Annotated in this window: 15 protein-coding genes; 8 read left to right on the forward strand and 7 right to left on the reverse strand. The window is 71.5% G+C overall.

Going from position 1 to position 19,989, the window contains the following annotated elements; translation table 11 throughout:
- Positions 1-68 precede the first annotated feature (68 nt).
- Positions 69-3,668: a methionine synthase gene (gene metH / locus OHA21_RS49130; protein ID WP_328467475.1), complete on the forward strand. Its 3,600-nt coding sequence runs from the start codon at positions 69-71 to the stop codon at positions 3,666-3,668.
- Here the strand turns inward: metH and OHA21_RS49135 are convergent.
- Both OHA21_RS49135 and OHA21_RS49140 read right to left on the reverse strand, forming a co-directional pair.
- A complete protein-coding gene (locus tag OHA21_RS49135; protein WP_328467477.1) occupies positions 3,653-3,832 on the reverse strand; it encodes a hypothetical protein in 180 nt (59 codons plus the stop codon). The genes metH and OHA21_RS49135 overlap by 16 nt on opposite strands.
- A 730-nt stretch (positions 3,833-4,562) precedes the next feature.
- Positions 4,563-5,492 (reverse strand): NADP-dependent oxidoreductase, encoded by a 930-nt coding sequence (locus OHA21_RS49140; protein WP_328467479.1) that lies wholly within the window; start codon positions 5,490-5,492, stop codon positions 4,563-4,565.
- 79 nt (positions 5,493-5,571) lie between these two features.
- On the opposite strand from OHA21_RS49140, the gene OHA21_RS49145 reads away from it, so the two are divergent.
- Positions 5,572-5,994: a winged helix-turn-helix transcriptional regulator gene (locus tag OHA21_RS49145; protein ID WP_328467481.1), complete on the forward strand. Its 423-nt coding sequence runs from the start codon at positions 5,572-5,574 to the stop codon at positions 5,992-5,994.
- A 44-nt stretch (positions 5,995-6,038) separates the two neighbouring features.
- Complete coding sequence (locus OHA21_RS49150; protein WP_328467483.1) at positions 6,039-7,238, forward strand: NAD(P)/FAD-dependent oxidoreductase; 1,200 nt, start codon at positions 6,039-6,041, stop codon at positions 7,236-7,238.
- Between the two features lie 40 nt (positions 7,239-7,278).
- Here the strand turns inward: OHA21_RS49150 and OHA21_RS49155 are convergent, their stop codons facing one another.
- Positions 7,279-8,799, reverse strand: coding sequence for a carboxylesterase/lipase family protein (locus tag OHA21_RS49155; RefSeq protein WP_328467485.1), 1,521 nt, complete (start codon positions 8,797-8,799; stop codon positions 7,279-7,281).
- A 74-nt stretch (positions 8,800-8,873) separates the two neighbouring features.
- On the opposite strand from OHA21_RS49155, the gene OHA21_RS49160 reads away from it, so the two are divergent.
- A complete protein-coding gene (locus OHA21_RS49160) occupies positions 8,874-9,443 on the forward strand; it encodes a TetR/AcrR family transcriptional regulator (protein ID WP_328467487.1) in 570 nt (189 codons plus the stop codon).
- A gap of 192 nt (positions 9,444-9,635) precedes the next feature.
- Here OHA21_RS49160 and OHA21_RS49165 read toward each other — a convergent pair whose 3' ends face one another.
- Together OHA21_RS49165 and OHA21_RS49170 are read right to left on the reverse strand one after the other, a co-directional pair.
- Complete coding sequence (locus OHA21_RS49165; protein ID WP_328467489.1) at positions 9,636-10,457, reverse strand: metal-dependent hydrolase; 822 nt, start codon at positions 10,455-10,457, stop codon at positions 9,636-9,638.
- A gap of 101 nt (positions 10,458-10,558) precedes the next feature.
- A complete protein-coding gene (locus OHA21_RS49170; RefSeq protein WP_328467491.1) occupies positions 10,559-10,993 on the reverse strand; it encodes a DUF1707 domain-containing protein in 435 nt (144 codons plus the stop codon).
- Positions 10,994-11,215: 222 nt separating this feature from the next.
- Here OHA21_RS49170 and OHA21_RS49175 point away from each other — a divergent pair, with 222 nt between their 5' ends.
- Both OHA21_RS49175 and OHA21_RS49180 read left to right on the forward strand, forming a co-directional pair.
- Entirely contained in the window at positions 11,216-12,589 is a 1,374-nt protein-coding gene (locus OHA21_RS49175; RefSeq protein ID WP_328467493.1) for a sensor histidine kinase, read from the forward strand.
- Positions 12,586-13,260: a response regulator transcription factor gene (locus OHA21_RS49180; RefSeq protein WP_328467495.1), complete on the forward strand. Its 675-nt coding sequence runs from the start codon at positions 12,586-12,588 to the stop codon at positions 13,258-13,260. Before OHA21_RS49175 ends, OHA21_RS49180 begins: the two co-directional genes overlap by 4 nt.
- Before the next feature lie 87 nt (positions 13,261-13,347).
- On the opposite strand, the gene OHA21_RS49185 is transcribed toward OHA21_RS49180, so the two are convergent.
- Together OHA21_RS49185 and OHA21_RS49190 are read right to left on the reverse strand one after the other, a co-directional pair.
- On the reverse strand, positions 13,348-14,835 hold the full coding sequence (locus OHA21_RS49185; protein WP_328467497.1) for a GGDEF domain-containing protein: 1,488 nt from the start codon (positions 14,833-14,835) through the stop codon (positions 13,348-13,350).
- Between the two features lie 57 nt (positions 14,836-14,892).
- The gene (locus tag OHA21_RS49190; protein ID WP_328479029.1) at positions 14,893-16,776 is read right to left on the reverse strand and encodes an amylo-alpha-1,6-glucosidase; all 1,884 of its coding nucleotides are present in this window, start codon (positions 16,774-16,776) and stop codon (positions 14,893-14,895) included.
- Between the two features lie 90 nt (positions 16,777-16,866).
- Here OHA21_RS49190 and OHA21_RS49195 point away from each other — a divergent pair, with 90 nt between their 5' ends.
- Complete coding sequence (locus tag OHA21_RS49195; protein ID WP_328467499.1) at positions 16,867-19,503, forward strand: MGH1-like glycoside hydrolase domain-containing protein; 2,637 nt, start codon at positions 16,867-16,869, stop codon at positions 19,501-19,503.
- A 118-nt stretch (positions 19,504-19,621) separates the two neighbouring features.
- Positions 19,622-19,924 (forward strand): hypothetical protein, encoded by a 303-nt coding sequence (locus OHA21_RS49200; RefSeq protein ID WP_328467501.1) that lies wholly within the window; start codon positions 19,622-19,624, stop codon positions 19,922-19,924.
- Positions 19,925-19,989 lie beyond the last annotated feature (65 nt).

Consider the following 19,989-nt stretch of genomic DNA (forward strand, 5'->3'; position numbering starts at 1 on the left):
ACCCGTCACGCTCGACCGGTGATCCACCCGAAACAAGGGCGCCTCCGACTCATCTCGGAGGTGACTGCATGGCTCAGACCGTCAGCAAGCTGCGTGAACTGCTCGCCGAGCGGATTCTGGTGCTCGACGGCGCGTGGGGCACCATGCTGCAGGGTGCCAAGCTGACCCCGGCCGACTACCGCAGCGACCTCATCCCGGCGGACCACCCGAAAGACGTCACCGGCGACCCGGACCTGCTGATCCTGACCCGGCCGGACGTCATTCTCGACGTGCACCGGCAGTATCTGGCGGCCGGCGCCGACATCACCACCACCAACACCTTCACCGCGACCAGCATCGCCCAGGCCGACTACGGCCTGGAGCACCTGGTCCGGGAGATGAACGTGCAGGGCGCCCGGCTGGCCCGGCAGGCCGCCGAGGAGGCCGAGGCCCGCGACGGCCGTCCCCGGTTCGTCGCCGGCTCGATCGGCCCGCTGAACGTCACGCTCTCGCTCTCGCCCAAGGTCGAGGACCCGGCCTACCGCGCGGTCGATTTCGACCAGGTCAAGGCGGCGTACGCGGAACAGATCTCGGCCCTGGCCGAGGGCGGCGTCGACCTGCTGCTGATCGAGACGATCTTCGACACGCTGAACGCGAAGGCGGCCGTCGCCGCCGCCCGCGAGGTGGCGCCGGAGCTGCCGCTGTGGATCTCGGTCACCATCGTCGACCTCTCCGGCCGCACCCTCTCCGGCCAGACCGTCGAGGCGTTCTGGCGTTCCATCGAGCGCGCCGAGCCGCTGGTCGTCGGGGTGAACTGCTCGCTCGGCGCCGCCGAGATGCGCCCGCACGTGGCCGATTTGGCGCGCCTGTCGAACGTCTACGTCGCCTCCCACCCGAACGCGGGCCTGCCCAACGCCTTCGGCGGCTACGACCAGACGCCCGCCGAGACCGGTGACCTGCTCCGTGGCTTCGCTGCCGACGGACTGGTCAACATCGTCGGCGGCTGCTGCGGCACCACCCCGCCGCACATCGCCGCGGTCGCCCAGGCGGTTCAGGGTGCGGCGCCCCGGCAGATCGCGCCGCCGGCCCCGACCACCCGGTTCAGCGGCCTGGAGCCGTTCGCGATCGGCCCGGACACCGGGTTCGTCATGATCGGCGAGCGGACCAACGTCACCGGTTCGGCCAAGTTCCGCCGGCTCATCGAGGCCGACGACTATCAGGCCGCCGTCGACGTGGCCCTGGAGCAGGTCCGCGGCGGCGCCAACCTGCTCGACGTGAACATGGACGCCGACCTGCTCGACAGCGAGCGGGCGATGACCACCTTCCTCAACCTGATCGCGACCGAGCCCGAGGTGGCCCGGATCCCGATCATGATCGACAGCTCGAAGTTCTCGGTGCTCGAGGCCGGCCTCAAGTGCGTGCAGGGCAAGGGCGTGGTCAACTCGATCAGCCTCAAGGAGGGGGAGGAACCCTTCCTCGAGCACGCCCGGCGGATCCGCGACTTCGGCGCCGGGGTCGTCGTGATGGCCTTCGACGAGCAGGGTCAGGCCGACACCACCGAGCGCAAGGTCGAGATCTGCGCCCGGGCCTACGACCTGCTGGTCGGCGACGGCTTCGACCCGACCGACATCATCTTCGACCCGAACGTGCTCGCCGTCGCGACCGGCATCGCCGAGCACAACGGATATGCGAAGAACTTCATCGACGCCCTCCCGCTGATCAAGGAACGCTGCCCCGGCGCCCGGACCAGCGGCGGCATCTCCAACCTGTCGTTCGCCTTCCGCGGCAACGACGTGGTCCGCGAGGCCATGCACTCGGCGTTCCTGTTCCACGCGGTCAAGGCCGGCCTGGACATGGGCATCGTCAACGCCGGGCAGCTCGCCGTCTACCAGGACATCCCGGCCGACCTGCTGGAGCTGGTCGAGGACGTGATCTTCAACCGGCGCGAGGACGCGACCGACCGGCTCGTCACCTTCGCCTCCACGGTCACCGGCAGCGGCGCCAAGCGTGAGGTCGACCTGTCCTGGCGCGAGGCGGAGGTCGAGGAGCGGCTCAGCCACGCCCTGGTGCACGGCATCGTCGACTTCATCGAGGCGGACACCGAGGAGGCCCGGCAGAAGCTGCCCCGGCCGCTCGACGTCATCGAGGGCCCGCTGATGGACGGCATGAGCGTGGTCGGCGACCTGTTCGGCTCCGGCAAGATGTTCCTGCCCCAGGTGGTCAAGAGCGCCCGGGTGATGAAGCGGTCGGTCGCCTACCTGCTGCCGTACATGGAGAAGGAGAAGGCGGAGGGCTCCCGCGGCCAGGGCAAGGTGGTCCTCGCGACGGTCAAGGGCGACGTCCACGACATCGGCAAGAACATCGTCGGCGTGGTGCTCGGCTGCAACAACTACGAGGTGATCGACCTCGGCGTGATGGTGCCGACCGCGAAGATCCTGGAGACCGCGATCGCCGAGGGCGCCGACGTGATCGGCCTGTCCGGCCTGATCACCCCGTCGCTGGACGAGATGGTCGCGGTCGGCGCCGAGATGCAGCGGCGCGGCATGAAGACGCCGCTGCTGATCGGCGGGGCGACCACGTCCAAGCAGCACACGGCGGTGCGGATCGCTCCGGCGTACGACGCGTCGACCGTGCACGTGCTCGACGCGTCCCGGGTGGTCGGTGTCGTCTCGGACCTGCTCGACCCGAACCGCGCCGAGAAACTCGACGAGGCCAACCGGGCCGAGCAGGAGCGGTTGCGCGAGCAGCACGAGAAGCGGCACTCGCAGCCGCTGCTCACGCTCGCGCAGGCGCGAGCCAACCGCGAGACGGTCGAGTTCGGCGAGCTGCCGGTGCCGGCCTTCACCGGGGTACGCGAAGTCGCGCCCACCATCGCCGAGCTGCGCCGGATGATCGACTGGCAGTTCCTGTTCCTGGCCTGGGAGCTGAAGGGCAAGTACCCGGCGATCCTCGACCAGCCGGTCGCCAAGGAGCTGTTCGACGACGCCAACACGCTGCTCGACCAGATCATCGCCGAGGGCTCCTTCCAGGCCCGCGGCCTCTACGGCTTCTGGCCCGCGCACGCTGACGGCGACGACATCAAGCTGGACAACGGGTTCTCGTTCCCGATGCTGCGGCAGCAGACCGAGAAGCCGGCCGGCCGCGCCAACCGGTGCCTGGCCGACTACATTGCGCCCAGCGGAGACCACCTGGGCGGGTTCGCGGTGGCAATCCACGGTGCCGAAGCCCTCGCGAAGAAGTACGAGGCCGAGCACGACGACTACCGGGCCATCATGGTCAAGGCCCTCGCCGACCGGCTGGCCGAGGCGTTCGCCGAGTACCTGCACCTCAAGGCCCGCCGCGAGTGGTTCGAGCCGGACGCCCGGCCCGAGCTGGCCGACCTGCACGCTGAGCGGTTCCGCGGCATCCGCCCGGCGCTGGGCTACCCGGCCTGCCCCGACCACAGCGAGAAGAAGGACCTCTTCGAGCTGCTCGGCACGTCCTCGATCGGCGTCGGCCTCACCGAGTCGTTCGCGATGACCCCGGCCGCGGCGGTCAGCGGCCTGATCTTCGCCCACCCGGAGTCGCGCTACTTCACCGTCGGCCGCCTCGCCAAGGACCAGATCGAGGACTACGCCGTCCGCCGGGGCATGCCGGTCGCCGAGGTGGAGCGCTGGCTGCGCCCCAACCTCGCCTACTCGATCGACTGACCGTCCACACGTCGCTGAGCTGCCTCGCGCTTGTACCCGCGATGCAGCTCAGCGACGTCCGCATCCTCCTCGAGCAGTTCAGCAAGCGGGACCACGGCCAGTTCCCGCCCGCCGGCTCCTACCACGAGGCGGCCGGTAATGCTCGGCACGATCTCGACGCGCATCTCCGTCAGCCCGGCGGCGAACCACCGGCGCGGACCCGGCCCGGAGAGATCCGGATCAGGTCCCGGCCCGCAGGGCGAGCACCTCCTGAGTCATGCGCGCATCCCCTCGCGCGGCCTGCAGCATCAGGCCCACCCGTCGGACCAGCCATCCCCCAGCCGGCGCCACCGCCGAATCCGCCGTCGGACCGGCCTCTTTCCCCGCCACTCGTCACCCTCGCCTTCGATCCGTCGCCCATCCACAGCCCAGCCTCTTCGCCGCCGCGTCCAGGGCCGCTGCCTCCTGCTCCGGCTTTGCCGAGCATGGTGCCGGAAGGAGGAGGTCTGGCGACGGCCCGTGGGCCTGCCTGTGGATAACTCTCGTCGGAGCCGGTACTCCGATTTGCCGGCACACCCGCAACGGATGTGGATACACCCGCTGCGGGTGTGCTGCGTTTTCGAGGACTGCTTCGATCCGCCGATCCGTAACAGCGGGCCGGCAGGGGTGAGGACTGCTTCGAGCCGCCGATCCGTAACAGCGGGCCGGCAGGGGTGAGGAGTGCTTCCAGCGCTGGTCCGTAGCAGCGGGCCGGCAGCGCTGAAGTGTCAGCGGTCAGCGGTCAGGACGGGCTGTGGCTCGAGACGGAGGCACGGCGGAGCCGGGACGGGTGCGGCTGAGAGTGTGGGCCGAGTGCGCCTCCGGCGCGCCTGGTGGGATGTGTCGTGGGCTGGGCGGTCTATGGGGCGGGATGGGTCAGGGGACCAGTACCAGCCGGCCCCGGAGGCCGCCGGCGGCCGCGCGGGTGTGTGCTTCGGCGGCCGACGTCAGCGGCAGGGTTCCTGCCACCCGCAACGTCAGGCGGCCCGCGTCGACCAGGGCGGACAGCTCGGTCAGCCGGGCGCCGTCGGCGTACACCTCCTGGACGACCACCCGCGTGCCGCGCAACGGCGGTGGGGCGAACGGGGCGACCAGCGCGACGAAGACGCCGCCGCCGCGCAGCGCCTCGTGGGCGGCGACCCCGGTCACCGCGGCGTCGACCACGGCATCCACTCCACCGGGGACGACCGCGCGGACCGCGGCGCCGAGCCGGTCGGTGCGGGGGACGAACCAGGTGGCGCCGAGCGATTCCACGATCTTGCGGTCGTCCGGGCCGGCCACTGCCACCGTACGGATGCCGCGCAGTGCCGCCAGCTGGAGAAGCGCACCGCCGACGCTGCCCGCCGCGCCGGTGACCAGCAGGGTTTCGCCGCGGCGCAGCCCGGCGAGGGCGAGGGACCGATCCGCGGTGAGCCCGGCCATCGGCAGGGTGGCGGCTTCGGCCGCCGACGCCGTGACCGGAGCCGGCGCGACCGCCGCCACGTCCAGAACCACGTGCTCGGCGTAGGTGCCCGGGGCGGAGAGCACGTCACGCAGGCCGATGACCCGGTCCCCGACGGTGAAGTCCGTCGCCGGGCCGACCGCGTCGATCTCGCCGGCCACGTCCCAGCCCAGCGAGTAGCTGTCGGCGCGGGTGAGCAGGCCGGCGTGGAAGAGTTTGCCGTCGCGGGTGGACAGATCGATCCGGTTGACGGCGGCAGCGGCCACCCTGATCCGGACCTGGCCGGGGCCCGGTTCCGGCAGGGGCAGGTCGGCGAATTCGATCGCTTCGGGGCCGCCGAAGTGGCGGACGATGGCAGCTCTCATGGCGACGACGCTATGTTCGGCGGCAGGGGCGCGGTAAGGACGCACTTCGGAGTGCGTAACGCACGGGGAGGTACGCGCGATGGCGACCACGACTGCGGCGCAGCGCCGGGCCGAGGAGAGCCGGCAGTACAACGCCAACCTGGCGGCCTGCCCGGGACACGAGCTGCTCGCCACGCTCAGCGACAAGTGGCTGACCCTGATCATCGACGCGCTCGCCGACGGGCCGCAGCGTTACGCCGAGCTGTCGCGCACGGTGGCCGGCGCGAGCCAGAAGATGCTCACCCAGACGCTGCGCAAGCTGGAACGCGACGGGCTGGTGGCCCGCCGGGTGACCCCGTCGGTGCCGGTGCGCACCGACTACGAGCTCACCGGCCTGGGCCGGGAGCTGCTGCCGCTCCAGCGCGCGATCAAGGCCTGGGCCGAGACGCACATCGAGCAGGTGCACCAGGCCCGCGCCGAGTACGACGGGATGACCGGCCGGGTGGCCGATCGACAGCGATGACCGGCAACGTCCACTATGGCGGGAAGATCGAATTAAGGGAGACCATGACAGATCCTAGGTTCGACGTCATCGTGGTGGGGGCGCGATGCGCCGGGGCGCCACTCGCGATGCTGCTGGCCCGCCGTGGCTACCGGACGCTGCTGGTGGACCGGGCCACGTTCCCCAGTGACACGGTGTCCACCCACGTCATCCACCCGCCGGGCGCCGCCGCGCTGCAGCGGTGGGGTCTGCTCGACGAGGTCGCGGCGACCGGGTGCCCGCCGGTGGGGCGGTACTCGTTCGACTTCGGGCCGATCAGTCTGGCCGGGGCGCCGGGGACACCCGAGTCACCGTACGCCTACGCGCCCCGCCGCACCCTGCTCGACAAGATCCTGGTGGACGCCGCCGTGGCCGCCGGTGTCGAGGTCCGGGAGGGGTTCTCCGTCGACGAGGTGCTCTTCTCCGACGGCGCGGTGTCCGGGATCCGCGGCCGCGACCAGGGCGGCGCCACAGTGGAGGAGCGGGCCCGCGTGGTGGTCGGCGCGGACGGGCGCAACTCGGTGGTGGCCAAGGCCGTGCAGCCCGCTGTGTACGAGGAGCACCCGCCCCTCACCGTCGGCTACTACGGGTACTGGAGCAACCTGCCGACCGACACCTTCGAGGCGTACAGCCGGCCCGGCCGGGGCTGGGCGGTCTGCCCGACCAACGACGACCTGACGCTGGTGATCGGCGGCTGGCCGCACGCGGAGCTGGCCGAGCACCGCGACGACGTCGAGGGCACACTCCGGAAGACCTTCGAGCTGTCGCCGGCGTTCGCGGAGCGCATCCGCGGGGCGAAACTGGAGTCCCGGCTGGCCGGCACGTCGGTGCCGAACTACTTCCGCGCGCCGTACGGTCCGGGCTGGGCGCTGGTCGGCGACGCCGGTTACAACCGGGACTTCATCACCGCTCAGGGCATCACCGACGCCTTCCTGGACGCGGAGAACCTGGCGCAGGCGCTCGACGAGACACTGGCCGGCACCACGCCGTACGAGGAAGCGCTGGCCGGCTACCAGAAGCGCCGCGACACCCGGGCGATGCCGGTCTACCAGATGACGCTGGGGATCGCCTCGCTGCAACCGCCGGACGAGCAGATGGTCCAGCTGGTCTCCGCGATCATCGGCAACCAGGACGCGATGGACGCCTTCGCCCGCCTCAACTCGGGGGTGACGTCGCCGGCCGAGTTCTTCGCGCCGGAGAATTTGGGCCGGCTGGTCGCGCCGTAACCGTGATGGACCGGCCGTCCCAGGGACGGCCGGTCTCCTCTCAGCGGCTCCAGAACCGGTAGTGGTGCTCTTCCGCGAAGTCGGCGCGTTTCCACTGGCCGGAGGTCAGTGACTGGACGTACCCGTCGGCGTCGTCCCGCAGCCGGGGCCAGGCGCTCTCGCCGGTGGCAGTCTCACCGGTCGCCGCGAATTCGATCCAGGTGCTGATCAGCCGGTCGGCGAGGGCGTCCTGCTGCGGGGTTCGCTTCTCGAAGAGCGGCAGGTCGAACAGGTACGCCAGCTCGGCCATGTGCTGGGCGGCGGCCGGGAAGCTCGGGGCGGGGTAGCCGGCGTACCACGGGGTGTTCTGCTCGGCGAACTCGTACATCCTGGTCGGGGTCCAGCGGGCGAGCGTACGCGCGGAGTCCAAGGTGGGCACCGCCCAGTTGGCGTCGGTGTGCACCGCGGCGAGCGTCTGGCCGGCCGAGGCGCCCAGCGGATAGCGGGCCAGCACGGCATCGGCCCGGGAACCGTACGCCGCGCGGACCGCCGGCTCGTAGTCCTCGGCGGGCATCGGCCGGCCGGTGGCGAGCTCCTGGCCGAGAATCCGGCCGTTCTCCTCGTCGTGATTGACGCCGATCAGGACCGGGACCCGGTGGAAGCGGCCGGTGCGCAGAGCCTCGTCGACCGGCAGGGGCAGGGTGGGCGTGCCGCTGACCGGGCGCGGCTCGCGGTCGGCGCCGAACGCGGCGAGCAGCTCGGCGATCTTCACCTTGCGCAGGCAGGCGGCGACGTCGGCGCGGTCGGCGCAGCCGGCCTTCTCGATGACCGGGGCGCTGTCGGCCAGGGCTTCAGCCCGGGTACGGGAAGCGTTGCCCGGGACGCCGCACGGTGCGCTCTGGATGATCGCCCGATGGAACAACCCGCGGGAGGCGGGTGAGGCCAGATGGCCGCAGACCCCGTAACCGCCGCCGGACTGGCCCATGATCGTCACCCGGCCGGGGTCGCCGCCGAACGCCCGGATGTTCTCCCGCACCCAGCGCAGCGCGGCCCGCTGGTCGTCCAGGGCGAGGGCGCCGGACTCTGGCAGGGACGGGTGCGTCAGGAAGCTGGTGACGCCCAGCCGGTAGTTCATCGACACCACGACGGCGCCGGCGGCGGTGAGCCGGTCCGGGCCGTAGAGGTCGCCCATCCCGAACATCATGCTGCCGCCGTGGATCCAGACGATCACCGGCAGCTTGCCGCGGGTGCGGGCCGGGGTGGTGACGTTGAGGACGAGGCAGTCCTCGTCGGTGCTCGGTTTGCCGATCGGATAGCCGGCCGGCTGCGCGCACACCTTGCCGGGTGCGGTCGCCGGGCGCACGCCGGTCCAGGCGGGGACCGGGCGGGGCGCGGCGAAGCGCTCCGCGGTGGCGTAAGGGATGCCCTGGAAGGAGTGCACCTGCGGGCCCGCCGTGCCGCGGACCGCGCCCTGCGTCGTCACGACGATCGGTGGGCCGGTGGTCGCCTCGGCAACCGGGGCAAGCGTGACGGCCGCGATCGTCGTGAGGGTGAGGGCGGTGGCATAGAGGAGTTTCTTCATGCCGGAGAAAGTAGCACGATCGCGCAAAACGATCGCGCAAAACGTTCGTGCAATTCTCCTGATAGGGTTCGGGCGTGGGAAACCGGGAAGCCCTCCTCGACGGGGCCAAGCAGTGTCTGCGGGAGAAGGGTTACGACCGCACGAGCGTGCGCGACATCGCCGCGGCCGCCGGGGTCAGCACGGCGGCGATCGGCTATCACTACGGGTCCCGGGAGACGCTGCTCACCCAGGCGCTGTTCGCGATCCTCGACGAGTGGGGCGACAGCCTGGGCCGGGCCCTCGCCCCGGCGGCCGGCGACGACGCGGTGCGCGGTTTCGAGCGCATGTGGGAGAGCCTGGTCGAGCAGTTCGCCGCGCATCCGGACCTGTGGCTGGCGACTGTGGAGCTGTTCCTCCAGGCGCAGCGGCAGCCCGAGCTGCGCGCCCAACTGGCCGGCGGGATCGCGCAGGGCTGGCGCGGCATGGCCGGGATCCTGCAGAGCGTGCCGGAGGACGAGGTGAGCGAGCGCAGCACCCGCACGCTCGGCATGGTCCAGACAGCGTTGATCTCCGGCGTGATGGTTCAGACGCTCAGCGACCCGGCGAACGCCCCGACCGCCGCGGAGATCCTGGAGGGCCTGCGCCAGCTGGCGAAGCTGACCTGACCGCCGAGAGCCGGCGTGGAACGGGCCCGACCACCGCATCAGCCCGCCGGCGCTGCTGCGCCAGCGGCGCGGGAAGGCCGGCCCACCGCATCAGCCCGGCGGCGGCGTTACGGCCTGGAGCCGCGCTGAGGCCGCTCGGGTAGTTCGGGGAGGTGTAGCTTTCGGGGGCGGCTTAGGCGTACCCCGATGGGTCTATCTGCTTGCCCAGACGTCCAGGTTGAAGCGCTCCAGCACGCCCGGGACGAACAGGCCGGCGATGGAGAGCAGCGAGATCACCGTGAAGGCGGTGCGCAGGACGATCACCTCGACCTTGCCGCCGACCCGGACCGCCATGCTGTTCGGGATGCCGATCATCAGCCACATGCGGCGCTTGATCGGAATCGGCCACAGGATCGGCACGCCGTTCTTGGTGATCATGTCGCCGAGGATGTGCACGAAGCAGCCGACGGCGACCGCCAGACCCAGGAGTGGGTAGCCGCGGTCGCTGGGCAGGTTGGCTGCCGTGAACCAGGCGATCACGCCGGAGACCAGGGTGACGATGACCCAGCCGGCGCGTTCCGCCCACTCGTCGAAGAGGCCGCGCAGCGCCAGGCCGGCCATGAAGAAGACGATGCCGACGACCGCCCAGTGGCCGTAGTTCGCGGCCAGGGCGGTCGTGCCCCAGCCGATCAGGGCGCAGAACGGCAGGGTGTGGGTGAAGGTGCGGTGCCCGTTGTCCCGCCGCGGGTCACGCTTGAGCTTGGTGGCGGTGTAGACGCCGAGCGAGAACTTCTCCACCACCTCGGCGACGAACAGCGAGAAGACGCCGAACGTGCGGGCGACCGTGGCGCCGCCCTGGTTGCGGGTCACCTTGCCGGACATGTCCAGGTCGGGCAGGAGCGCGCCACCCGCACAGATCGCCGTGCCGACCGCCACCTCGAGCGGCGTCTGGCTGACGTTGGCGAACTGGTCGAGCGCCCAACTGCCGGCCAGCCAGGCGGCCGCTCCCGAGAGAGCGTGCGACGGACCCATCATGTGCCTTGTCCCTCCCCGAACAAACTCGGCCACTCTGGCAGAGCGAACGGGGAAGATCAACGACCGTCGTGTCCATCTTCGTCACCCGGGCGCCGCGGTGATCAGATGTGGCCGTGGCGACCGACGGTGTACTCCAACTTGTACCGCCCGTAGCGGGCATGCCGGATCAAGCCGATGACCAGGAAGGCCAGCGGGATCATCGGCCAGAAGAAGTCGGCGCCGGAGAGCAGCCAGACGCCGGTGAGAACACCGGCGATCACCATGATGAAGCTGGCATGCCGCTGCAGCGACCGGCGTGTCGCGACGCGGGCCTGCGGGGTACGCGCGAGTGCTCTCCGCCCGCCGTCGGGCAGATCCGCGGTGAGCGGGTGCAGCTCGTCGCGGAACCGGGCGGCGTACGCGGTGGCGAGCCGTTCCTCGCCCTCGGCCAGGTCGAGGCGGCCCTCGGTCATGTTGGCGCGCAGGATGTCGGCGACGTGCTCGCGTTCCGCGTCGGAGGCGCGGAGCCGGGCGGTGGGTGCCTGGGTCGGGTTCATGTCTGCCCCCTCGGGTCGATGTCTGCCACCAGCGTCGCGGTTCCGCGGTCGGCGCGCGTCGCCCCGGCGGAGCATTCCGCGGGAGTGCCGGGGGGAGATTCGGGGCCGTCGGTGTACTCCCTGGGGAGTACGGGGAGGGGTGCCGGATCGCCCTGTGGGGGTACCGGCAATGGCCCCCGCACGGCGATGCCCGGAGCATGCCGGGTGCCGTAGGTTCGGCTCATGGGAAAGCCGGAGCGCCGGTTCGACGCCGGGATGCGGATGGCCGCCGCCCGCGCCGACCAGCGGGAGAGGGCGCGGCAGCGCCGGCACGCCGGTTTCCCGCGCCGCCCCAAGCCCGAGTGGCCACCCGGCGCGGTGCTGGTGGCCACGCTGTTCCACATGGTCGGGGCACACAACCTGGCCGAGGAGGGCCGGGTCTACTGGACCATGGGCCCGATCGTCTACGCCCTGCTGATGGTCGGCCCGATCGCCCTGTTCTGGCGGCGGCGGGCGCCGGTCGTCGTGCTGGTGGTCGCCGCGGCCGCGTCGCTGGTGTTCGCGGCCGGCGCGACGCAGCACTTCACCTATGCGGCGGCGCCCGCGATCGCGCTGTTCACCCTGTCCCGGCTCGGCCGGTGGCGGACCGCGGCCATCGGCGCGGTGGCCGGCTTCGTCGCCTGGCTGTCGGTGGTCGTGGTGTTCGCCGACCAGCTCGGCCTTCCGGCGGGCACCCGCCCGGACCTGCGCCTGATCGTGCTCGCCGCGCTCGGGTTGACCGGCTCGGTGGTGTTCGGCATGGCGTCGAAGGTGCATCACGAACACCTGGCCGAGATCAAGAAGGCGCGGGCCGAGCAGGCGCGGGCCGAGGAGGAGCAGGAGCGGCGGCAGGCCTCGGAGGAGCGGCTGCGGATCGCGCGGGAGCTGCACGACGTGCTCGGGCATCACCTGTCGCTGATCAACGTGCAGGCCGGGGTGGGGCTGCATCTGATGGACAACCGGCCGGAGCAGGCGCGGGAGGCGCTCACCGCGATCAAGAGCGCCAGCGCGGAGGCGTTGCGGGAGGTGCGGGCCGTGCTGGGGGTGTTGCGGACCGAGGGGGAGGCGGCGCCCCGGCAGCCGGCGCTCGGGCTGAACCGGCTGGACGAGTTGACCGCGGGGGCCGGGATCCCGGTGCGCACCGTGGTCAACGGGGAGCCGCGGGAGTTGCCTGCTGAGGTGGACCGCGCGGCGTACCGGATCGTGCAGGAGGCGCTGACCAACGTGCGGCGGCATGCCGGTGGGCCGGATCGGGGTGCGGAGGTGACGGTGGGCTATCTGCCTACGGCGCTGCATCTGTCGGTGCGTAACGGTGGGGATCCGGCGGGGGCGCCGCCGGCCGCGGACGGTGAGCGGGGCAGCGGGATCGCCGGGATGCGGGCGCGGGTGGAGGCGCTGGGTGGGCGGTTCGCGGCGGGGCGGCTGCCGGAGGGCGGCTTCCTGGTCTCGGTGATCCTGCCGGCGGCGAGCGGGGCGGCCGGCCCGGCAGCGAGCGAGGGGGCCGGCCCGGCGGCGAGCGAGGCGGCCGAGCCGGAATGCGGGCCGGTGCGGGTTTCGGGGCCGGAGGGGGATGCATGATCACGGTGTTGCTGGCGGACGATCAGGCGCTGGTCCGGGCCGGCTTCCGGGCGCTGCTCGGCGCGGAGCCGGGCATCGAGGTGGTCGGTGAGGCGGCCGACGGTCTGCAGGCGGTCGATCTGGTGCGCGCCAAGCACCCGGACGTCGTACTGATGGACATTCGGATGCCGGGCGTCGACGGGCTGGAGGCCACCCGCCGGATCGCCGCCGACCCCGCCCTGGCCGGCACCCGGGTGGTCATTCTGACCACGTTCGAGCTGGACGAGTACGTGTTCGAGGCGCTGCGCACCGGGGCTTCCGGGTTCCTGGTGAAGGACACCGAGCCGGTCGAGTTGCTGCGGGCGGTGCGGGTGGTGGCGGCCGGTGAGGCGCTGCTGTCGCCGAGCGTGACCCGGCGGGTGATCGGCGAGTTCGCCGGTGGCACCGGGCGCGGGCGCGAGCCGGTGCCACCGCGCGAGCTGGAGCAGCTCACCGACCGGGAGCGCGAGGTGATGGTGCTGGTCGCCGAAGGGCTGTCCAACGACGAGATCGCGGCCCGTCTGGTGATCAGTCCGGCCACGGCGAAGACGCACGTCAGCCGGACGATGATCAAGCTGGGCGCGCGGGATCGGGCACAGCTGGTGGTGCTGGCCTACGAGGCCGGCCTGATCCGCCCCGGCTGGCTCGCCTAGCTCACCGCCGGCCCGACGCGGTCCCGGCCGCGACCAAGCGCCTAGCTCACTGCCGGCCCGACCCGGTTTCCGGCCGCGACCAAGCGCCTAGCTCACCGCCGGCTCGACCCGGTTCCCGGCCGCGACCGAGCGGTTGCGGCCGCCGGCCTTGGCGGCGTAGAGCGCCTCGTCTGCCGCCTTCAACAATGCTTCGGGGTCGGCGATTCGGCCGGGTGCGCTTGCGGCGCCGACCGATGCGGTCACGCTGAGCAGGGCCTGCTCGCCCGCGTCGACCGGCAGGTCGCTGACCGCCAGGCGCATGCGTTCGGCGAAGGCGTACAGGGTGTCGCCGTCGGCCTGTGGGGCGAGCACCACGAACTCCTCGCCGCCGTAACGGGCGACCACGGAGCCGGCGCGGGCCACCGACTTCAGGCGGCGGGCCACCTCCCGCAGGACGCGGTCGCCGGCCGGGTGCCCGTAGGTGTCGTTGATCGGTTTGAAGTGGTCGACGTCGATGACGAGCAGGCCGAGATCGTGACCGGTCCGCGCGGCCCGGCGGCATTCCACGGCGAGCGCCTCGGTGAAGTAGCGCCGGGTGTGCAGTCCGGTCAGCGGGTCGGTCACCGCGGCCCGGCGCTGTGCCGCCACCAGGCCGTACATGCGGGCTAGCACGAGCAGGAACATGATCGCGCAGGCTGCGCTCCACAGTGGCACGTTCACCGGGTCGTCGCGCAGGTGCTGCAGGAGCTGGACGACGGGCGCCATGAGCACGGCGATCGCGAGCACGGCGAGACGGGCCGGGGATGCGTCCGGGACCGCCGAGCTGCTTCGCTGGTCGAAGTGCCGGATCCCGGGGTGCAGCGCCGCGGCGCCGAGCAGGCCGAGCGAGAGCATCCACATGCCGTCGAGGAACGCCTCGTTCACGCCGCCGCCGTCGACGACGCCGAGCACCGCGTACACGGTGTCGACGGCCAGCATCAGCGTGAGGCTGGTCAGCAGCAGGCGCAGCACGGGGCCGCGGGTGCCCGGCCCGAGGATCAGGCGGACCGCCAGGATCAACAGCATGAGATCGAGGACCGGGTACGCCGACTGGGTCAGTTTGGCCGCCATCGGCAGTTCCGAGTCGGCGGTGAGCGGCTCGATCAGGTAGATCCAGGTGAGCAGTCCGGCGCTGACCGCCACGATGAGGGCGTCGACCGCGCTGGGCAGGTCCCACCCGGGGGCCCGCCGGCGGATGAAGAGCAGCACGGCCGCCGCGATGAGCAGGTAGTAGACGAAGTAGAGCAGGTCCGCCGGGGTGGGTTCGAGGAACTCGCCGGACAGGTAGTTGTCCAGGACCGTGAGGGTGTCGGCGGCGGCGTAGAACAGCTGCGCCACGGCCAGCAGAAGCCAGCCCGCCCGGTGCGGGGGCCGGTGCCACAGCGTGCCGGCGAGAATGACGAACGGCGTCGCGATGCTGACGGCGAGGTACGGCGCGCTGATGATCAGCTGCGAGTTGCCGGTCGTGTCGAGCCACACGCGTGCGCCGATGCAGACCGCCAGAACGCCCAGCCACCAGCCCCATGCCCGCCCGGCGGACGGCGTTTCCCTGTTCACATCAAGTAGCGTCGCGGTTACTAGTTGCAATTGGGGTGCGCGGCGACGTTCGCCTCGTCACAGCCGGCGTACGCGCAGGTGCTCCGCCACCGACCAGGCCTGGAAGGGACAGCCGGTGGCGTCGTGCGGGGCGTCGCCGTACGCGGTCTCCGAGACCGACCCGAGCCCGTGCTCGGTGAGGTGGCCGTCGATGTCGGTGAGCACGTCATCGGCCGGCACCCCGAGGCGGCGCCAGGCGTCGGCGTACGGGCCGGTCAGCCAGGGCCAGACCGTTCCGGTGTGGTACGCGCCGTCGCGTTCCGCCGGTCCGCCCCGGTGCACCCCGCGGTAGCCGGGCGTGCCGGGCGCCAGGCTGCGCAGCCCGAGTGGGGTCAGCAGGTGCGCGCCGATCCGTTCCAGGGCCTGCCGCTCGGGCCTGAGCGGGGCGTGCGGCAGCGACCAGGCCAGCAACTGGTTGGGCCGCAGGAGGGAGTCGTCCGGGCCGTCGACCACGTCGTGCAGCAGCCCGTCGCGGGCCGGGAACCGCCGGGCGAACCCGGCCAGGGCGGCCGCGTGGGCGTTCTCGGCCGTCGCGTGCCCGAACGAGGCGACCGTGGCCAGGCCGTTGACCCACAGGGCGTTCACCTCGACCGGTTTGCCGGCCCGCGCGGTCACCGGCACCCCGTCGACCCGGGCGTCCATCCAGGTCAGTGCCTCGCCGGGGGCGCCGTGGGTGAGCAGCCCGTCGGCCGGGTCGGCGACGATGCCGTACCGGGTGCCGGCCAGGTGGTGGTCGATGACGTCGCGCAGTGCGGGCAGCAGCTCGGCCACGAGGTCCTGGTCGCCGGTGACGGCCACGTGCCGGCCGACCGCGTGCAGGAACCAGAGGGTGCCGTCGACTGTGTTGTACTCGACGTCGCCGGTGTCGGCAGTGTTGGCCAGCATGCCGCGCGACAGCGTGCCGGCGTAGCCGCGGAGCAGCTCACGGCCCAGTTCGGCGCGGCCGGTGGCGAGGAACAGCCCCTCGTAGCTGATCATCGTGTCCCGCGACCAGGCGCCGAACCAGGGGTAGCCGGCGACCACGTCCGGGCCGGTCGCGGTGCGGACCACGAAGGCGTCGGCGGCCAGGGCGAGCGCGGCCTGGGTCTCGTCGGCCGGCGACGCGGCGGCGACCACGGCCCGGTTGCGGGTGCGGGCGGCGTCCACGGCCAGGGCTGCCGGCGGCGGCGGTTCACCACCGGCCCAGGCCGACACCTCGACGGCCGAGCCGGGGCGGGGCAGGTCGGCATGGAAGCTTCCCGCGTACCAGAGATCTTCGGTGGGGGTGAGGCCGCGTTCTGCCTCCGCGCGGTATCGCACTCCCCGGTACCACTCGCCGCTCGCGGCGAAGCCGGGGCCGGCGATCCGGTAGGCGCCCTCCACCTCGCACCCGTCGGCCGTGCTGGTCACCACCGGTGGTGGACCGCCGGCGGTGCGCTCGCCGTGCGCGTCCCGCCAGGTGCCGAGCGCTTCCAGCGCGATCGTGACGGGGCCACCGGCGATCAGGCGGTGCACCACCCCGACGGCGGGCCGGCCGGCGGTCATGGCGATCTCCCGTTCGATCACCGTCGCGCCGATCCGCCAGCGCCAGCGCGGCACCCCGTCGATCAGCGCGAAGCTCGCCAGCTGCCGATGTCCCTGCGGGGCGATCGCGCCGTCCGCCCATTGATGGACGCCGAGCCGCACCTGGGTCCCGGACGGGAGGGTGACCACCGCGTCCAGCGCGGCGAGCGCGAGGTGCCGGGCCGCCGGAGTGCGCCCGGCGACCACGAGAAGTCCGTGGTAGCGACGGGTACGCAGACCGCACACGGTCCCCATGGCATAACCCCCGGTACCGTCGGGTAGGAGCCATTCCCGGGTGGCGCCCTCAGTGAGGCGGGCGCACAGCTGTGGGCCGAAGGTGATCGGGCGGACCGTGGACACTGCGGATTCGACCTCACTTGACACAGCGGCATGACAGTCTCAGTGTGATCGACTCCGGGACGAATTTCGGGTTGTGGGGGATATCGGGTCGTGGGGGAAAGAGAGCGCGTACGCCTGGCCCAGGCCGACTCCGGTGAGCAGCCGTGGCGCGCGTGGGGCCCGTACGTCTCGGAGCGGGCCTGGGGCACGGTTCGGGAGGACTACAGCGAGCACGGCACGGCGTGGGACTACTTCCCGCACGATCATGCGCGCTCCCGGGCGTACCGGTGGAACGAGGACGGCATGGCCGGCCTCTGCGACGACCGCCAGACGTTCTGCTTCGCGCTCGCCCTGTGGAACGGCAAGGACCCGATCCTCAAGGAGCGGATGTTCGGTCTCGGTGGCGACGGCGGCAACCACGGTGAGGACGCCAAGGACTACTGGTGGTACCAGGACTCCACGCCCACCCACTCGTGGATGCGGTGGCGCTACCACTACCCGCAGGACGAGTTCCCGTACGACCAGCTGGTCCGGGTCAACGGCCAGCGCTCCCGCAACGAGGGCGAGTACGAGCTGGTCGACACCGGCATCTTCGACCGGGACCGGTTCTGGGCCGTCACCGTCGACTACGCCAAGGCGTCCCCGACCGACGTGTGCATCGCGGTCACCGTCTCCAACCGGGGCCCGGACACCGCCACCCTGCACGTGCTGCCCACGCTCTGGTTCCGCAACACCTGGTCGTGGGGGCTGCCGAACCGGCACACGCCGACCATCGAGGGCAGCCCGGGACGCCTCGCCGGGCTGCACCGCTCGCTGGGCCACCTCACGCTCGAGGGACAGGGCAACCCGCCGGCGCTGCTCTGTGACAACGAGACGAACGCGCAGCGGCTGTGGGGTCTGCCCGGCCGCAGCCCGTACCCGAAGGACGGGATCAACGACCACCTGATCCTCGGCACGCCGACGGTGAACCCGGCCGGGACCGGCACCAAGGGGGCCCTGCACTACCGGCTCACCCTGGCCGCGGGGGAGACCCGTACGCTGCGCCTGCGCCTGACCCAGAGCGAGTCCGCGCTGCCGCAGGCCGATCTGGGCGCGGGCTGGTCCGCGGTGATGCGGGACCGGCTGGCCGAGGCCGACGAGTTCTTCGCCGACGTGATCCCGTCGGCGGCCTCGGCCGAGGAGGTCTCGGTGGCCCGGCAGGCGATCGCCGGGCTGATGTGGGGCAAGCAGTTCTACCACTTCGACGTGAAGCAGTGGCTGGTCGGCGACCCGGGCAACTCGCCGCCGCCGCCGGGCCGGCGCTGGGGCCGCAACAACGGCTGGCGCCACATGAACAGCTTCGACGTGATCAGCATGCCGGACCCGTGGGAGTACCCCTGGTACGCCGCGTGGGACCTGGCGTTCCACTGCGTCAGCATCGCCCGTGTCGACCCCGGTTTCGCCAAGGCGCAGCTGGTCCTGCTGCTGCGCGAGTGGTACATGCACCCCAACGGGCAGATCCCGGCGTACGAGTGGTCGTTCAGCGACGTGAACCCGCCGGTGCACGCCTGGGCCGCGCTGCGGGTCTTCGAGATCGACGGGTCGCGCGACTACGACTTCCTGTCCCGGGTCATGCACAAGCTGCTGCTCAACTTCACCTGGTGGGTGAACCGCAAGGACGTCGGCGGCAACAACGTCTTCGAGGGCGGCTTCCTCGGGCTGGACAACGTCGGCCCGTTCGACCGGTCCGCGGCCCTGCCGGTCGCCGGGGTGCTCGAGCAGTCCGACGGCACCGGCTGGATGGCCATGTACGCGCTGAACCTGCTCGACATGGCGATCATCCTGGCCCTGCACGACCGCACCTACGAGGACATGGCCACGAAGTTCTTCGAGCACTTCACGTACATCGCGGAGGCGGCGTACCGGCAGGGGCTCTGGGACGACGAGGACAGCTTCTTCTACGACGTGCTGCGCCTGCCGGACGGCCACAAGGTGCCGCTGAAGGCCCGCTCGATCGTCGGACTGCTGCCCCTCGCGGCCACCACCCGGCTCACCTCGGAGACCCTCAACCGGCTCCCGGAGATCAATTCACGGGTTCGCTGGATGCTGCACCATCAGGGTGAGTTCGGTGATGTGATCAGCGCCCGGCGCCTGGGCGGCGCCGACCGGCGCCAACAGCGCCTGCTGTCGATGGTGGGCCAGGATCAGCTGCTGCGCATCCTGGCCAGGCTGCTGGACCCGGAGGAATTCCTTTCTCCGTACGGGCTACGCACCCTGTCCCGAGCGCATCTGGAGAAGCCGTTCACCGTCTCGCTGGGCGGCTCCGACTTCACCGTCGGCTACGAGCCCGCGGAGAGCACCAGCGGCCTGTTCGGCGGCAACTCGAACTGGCGCGGCCCGGTCTGGATGCCGGTCAACTTCCTGCTCGTCCAGGCGCTGCGCGAGTTCGCCGAGTTCTACGGCGAGGACCTGAAGGCGGAGTACCCGACCGGCGCGCAGCGCAAGGCGAACTTGACCGAGATCGCCGACGACCTGTCCCGCCGCCTGATCAACCTCTTCGTGCCGGGCGAGGACGGCCGGCGCCCGATCTACGGCGCCACCGAACTGTTCCAGACCCACCCGGACTGGAAGGATCTGGTCGCCTTTCCGGAGTATTTCCACGGCGACAACGGCGCGGGCCTCGGCGCCTGGCATCAGACCGGCTGGACCGCTCTGGTGATCGATCTGGTATTCGATCTGCACAATGACCGGCGGCGTCGCCGAGAATGATTTAACCATAAACCTGTTTCGATCCCGCCATGGCGTAAGCGCCGATGGTGTGAGTGCACGTTGGACAGTGAGACTGGCCCAGCAAGTCGTTGCACTTCTCGAAACAGGGAGTTGACACATGAGGGCAAAGGGATTCGTCGCCACCGCCGCGCTGGGTTTCGCGGCGGCGGGTGTGCTGGCGGTCGCGTCGCCGGCCTCGGCCGCCGACTACTACTGTGAGTACGGGCCGCGCACCATCAGCAGCGGCAAGCAGGCCGAGGCGCGGTGCAAGCACACCGGCCGCCAGGTGCGGATCAAGGCGGAGTGCGACTGGTCGCCGTTCAACATCTACTCGAACGCGTTCGGCACGTCGTACGAGTACCGCAAGACCAACGGTTCCTGCTCGCAGGGAATCGAGTCGGCGTACATCGCCTGGGTCTGATCAATTTGGCCTAGGCCGCTAGCATTCGACGGGTTCCGGACCAGTGACAGTGGCCCGGAACCCGG

Source organism: Actinoplanes sp. NBC_00393 (genome assembly GCF_036053395.1).
Lineage (GTDB): Bacteria > Actinomycetota > Actinomycetes > Mycobacteriales > Micromonosporaceae > Actinoplanes.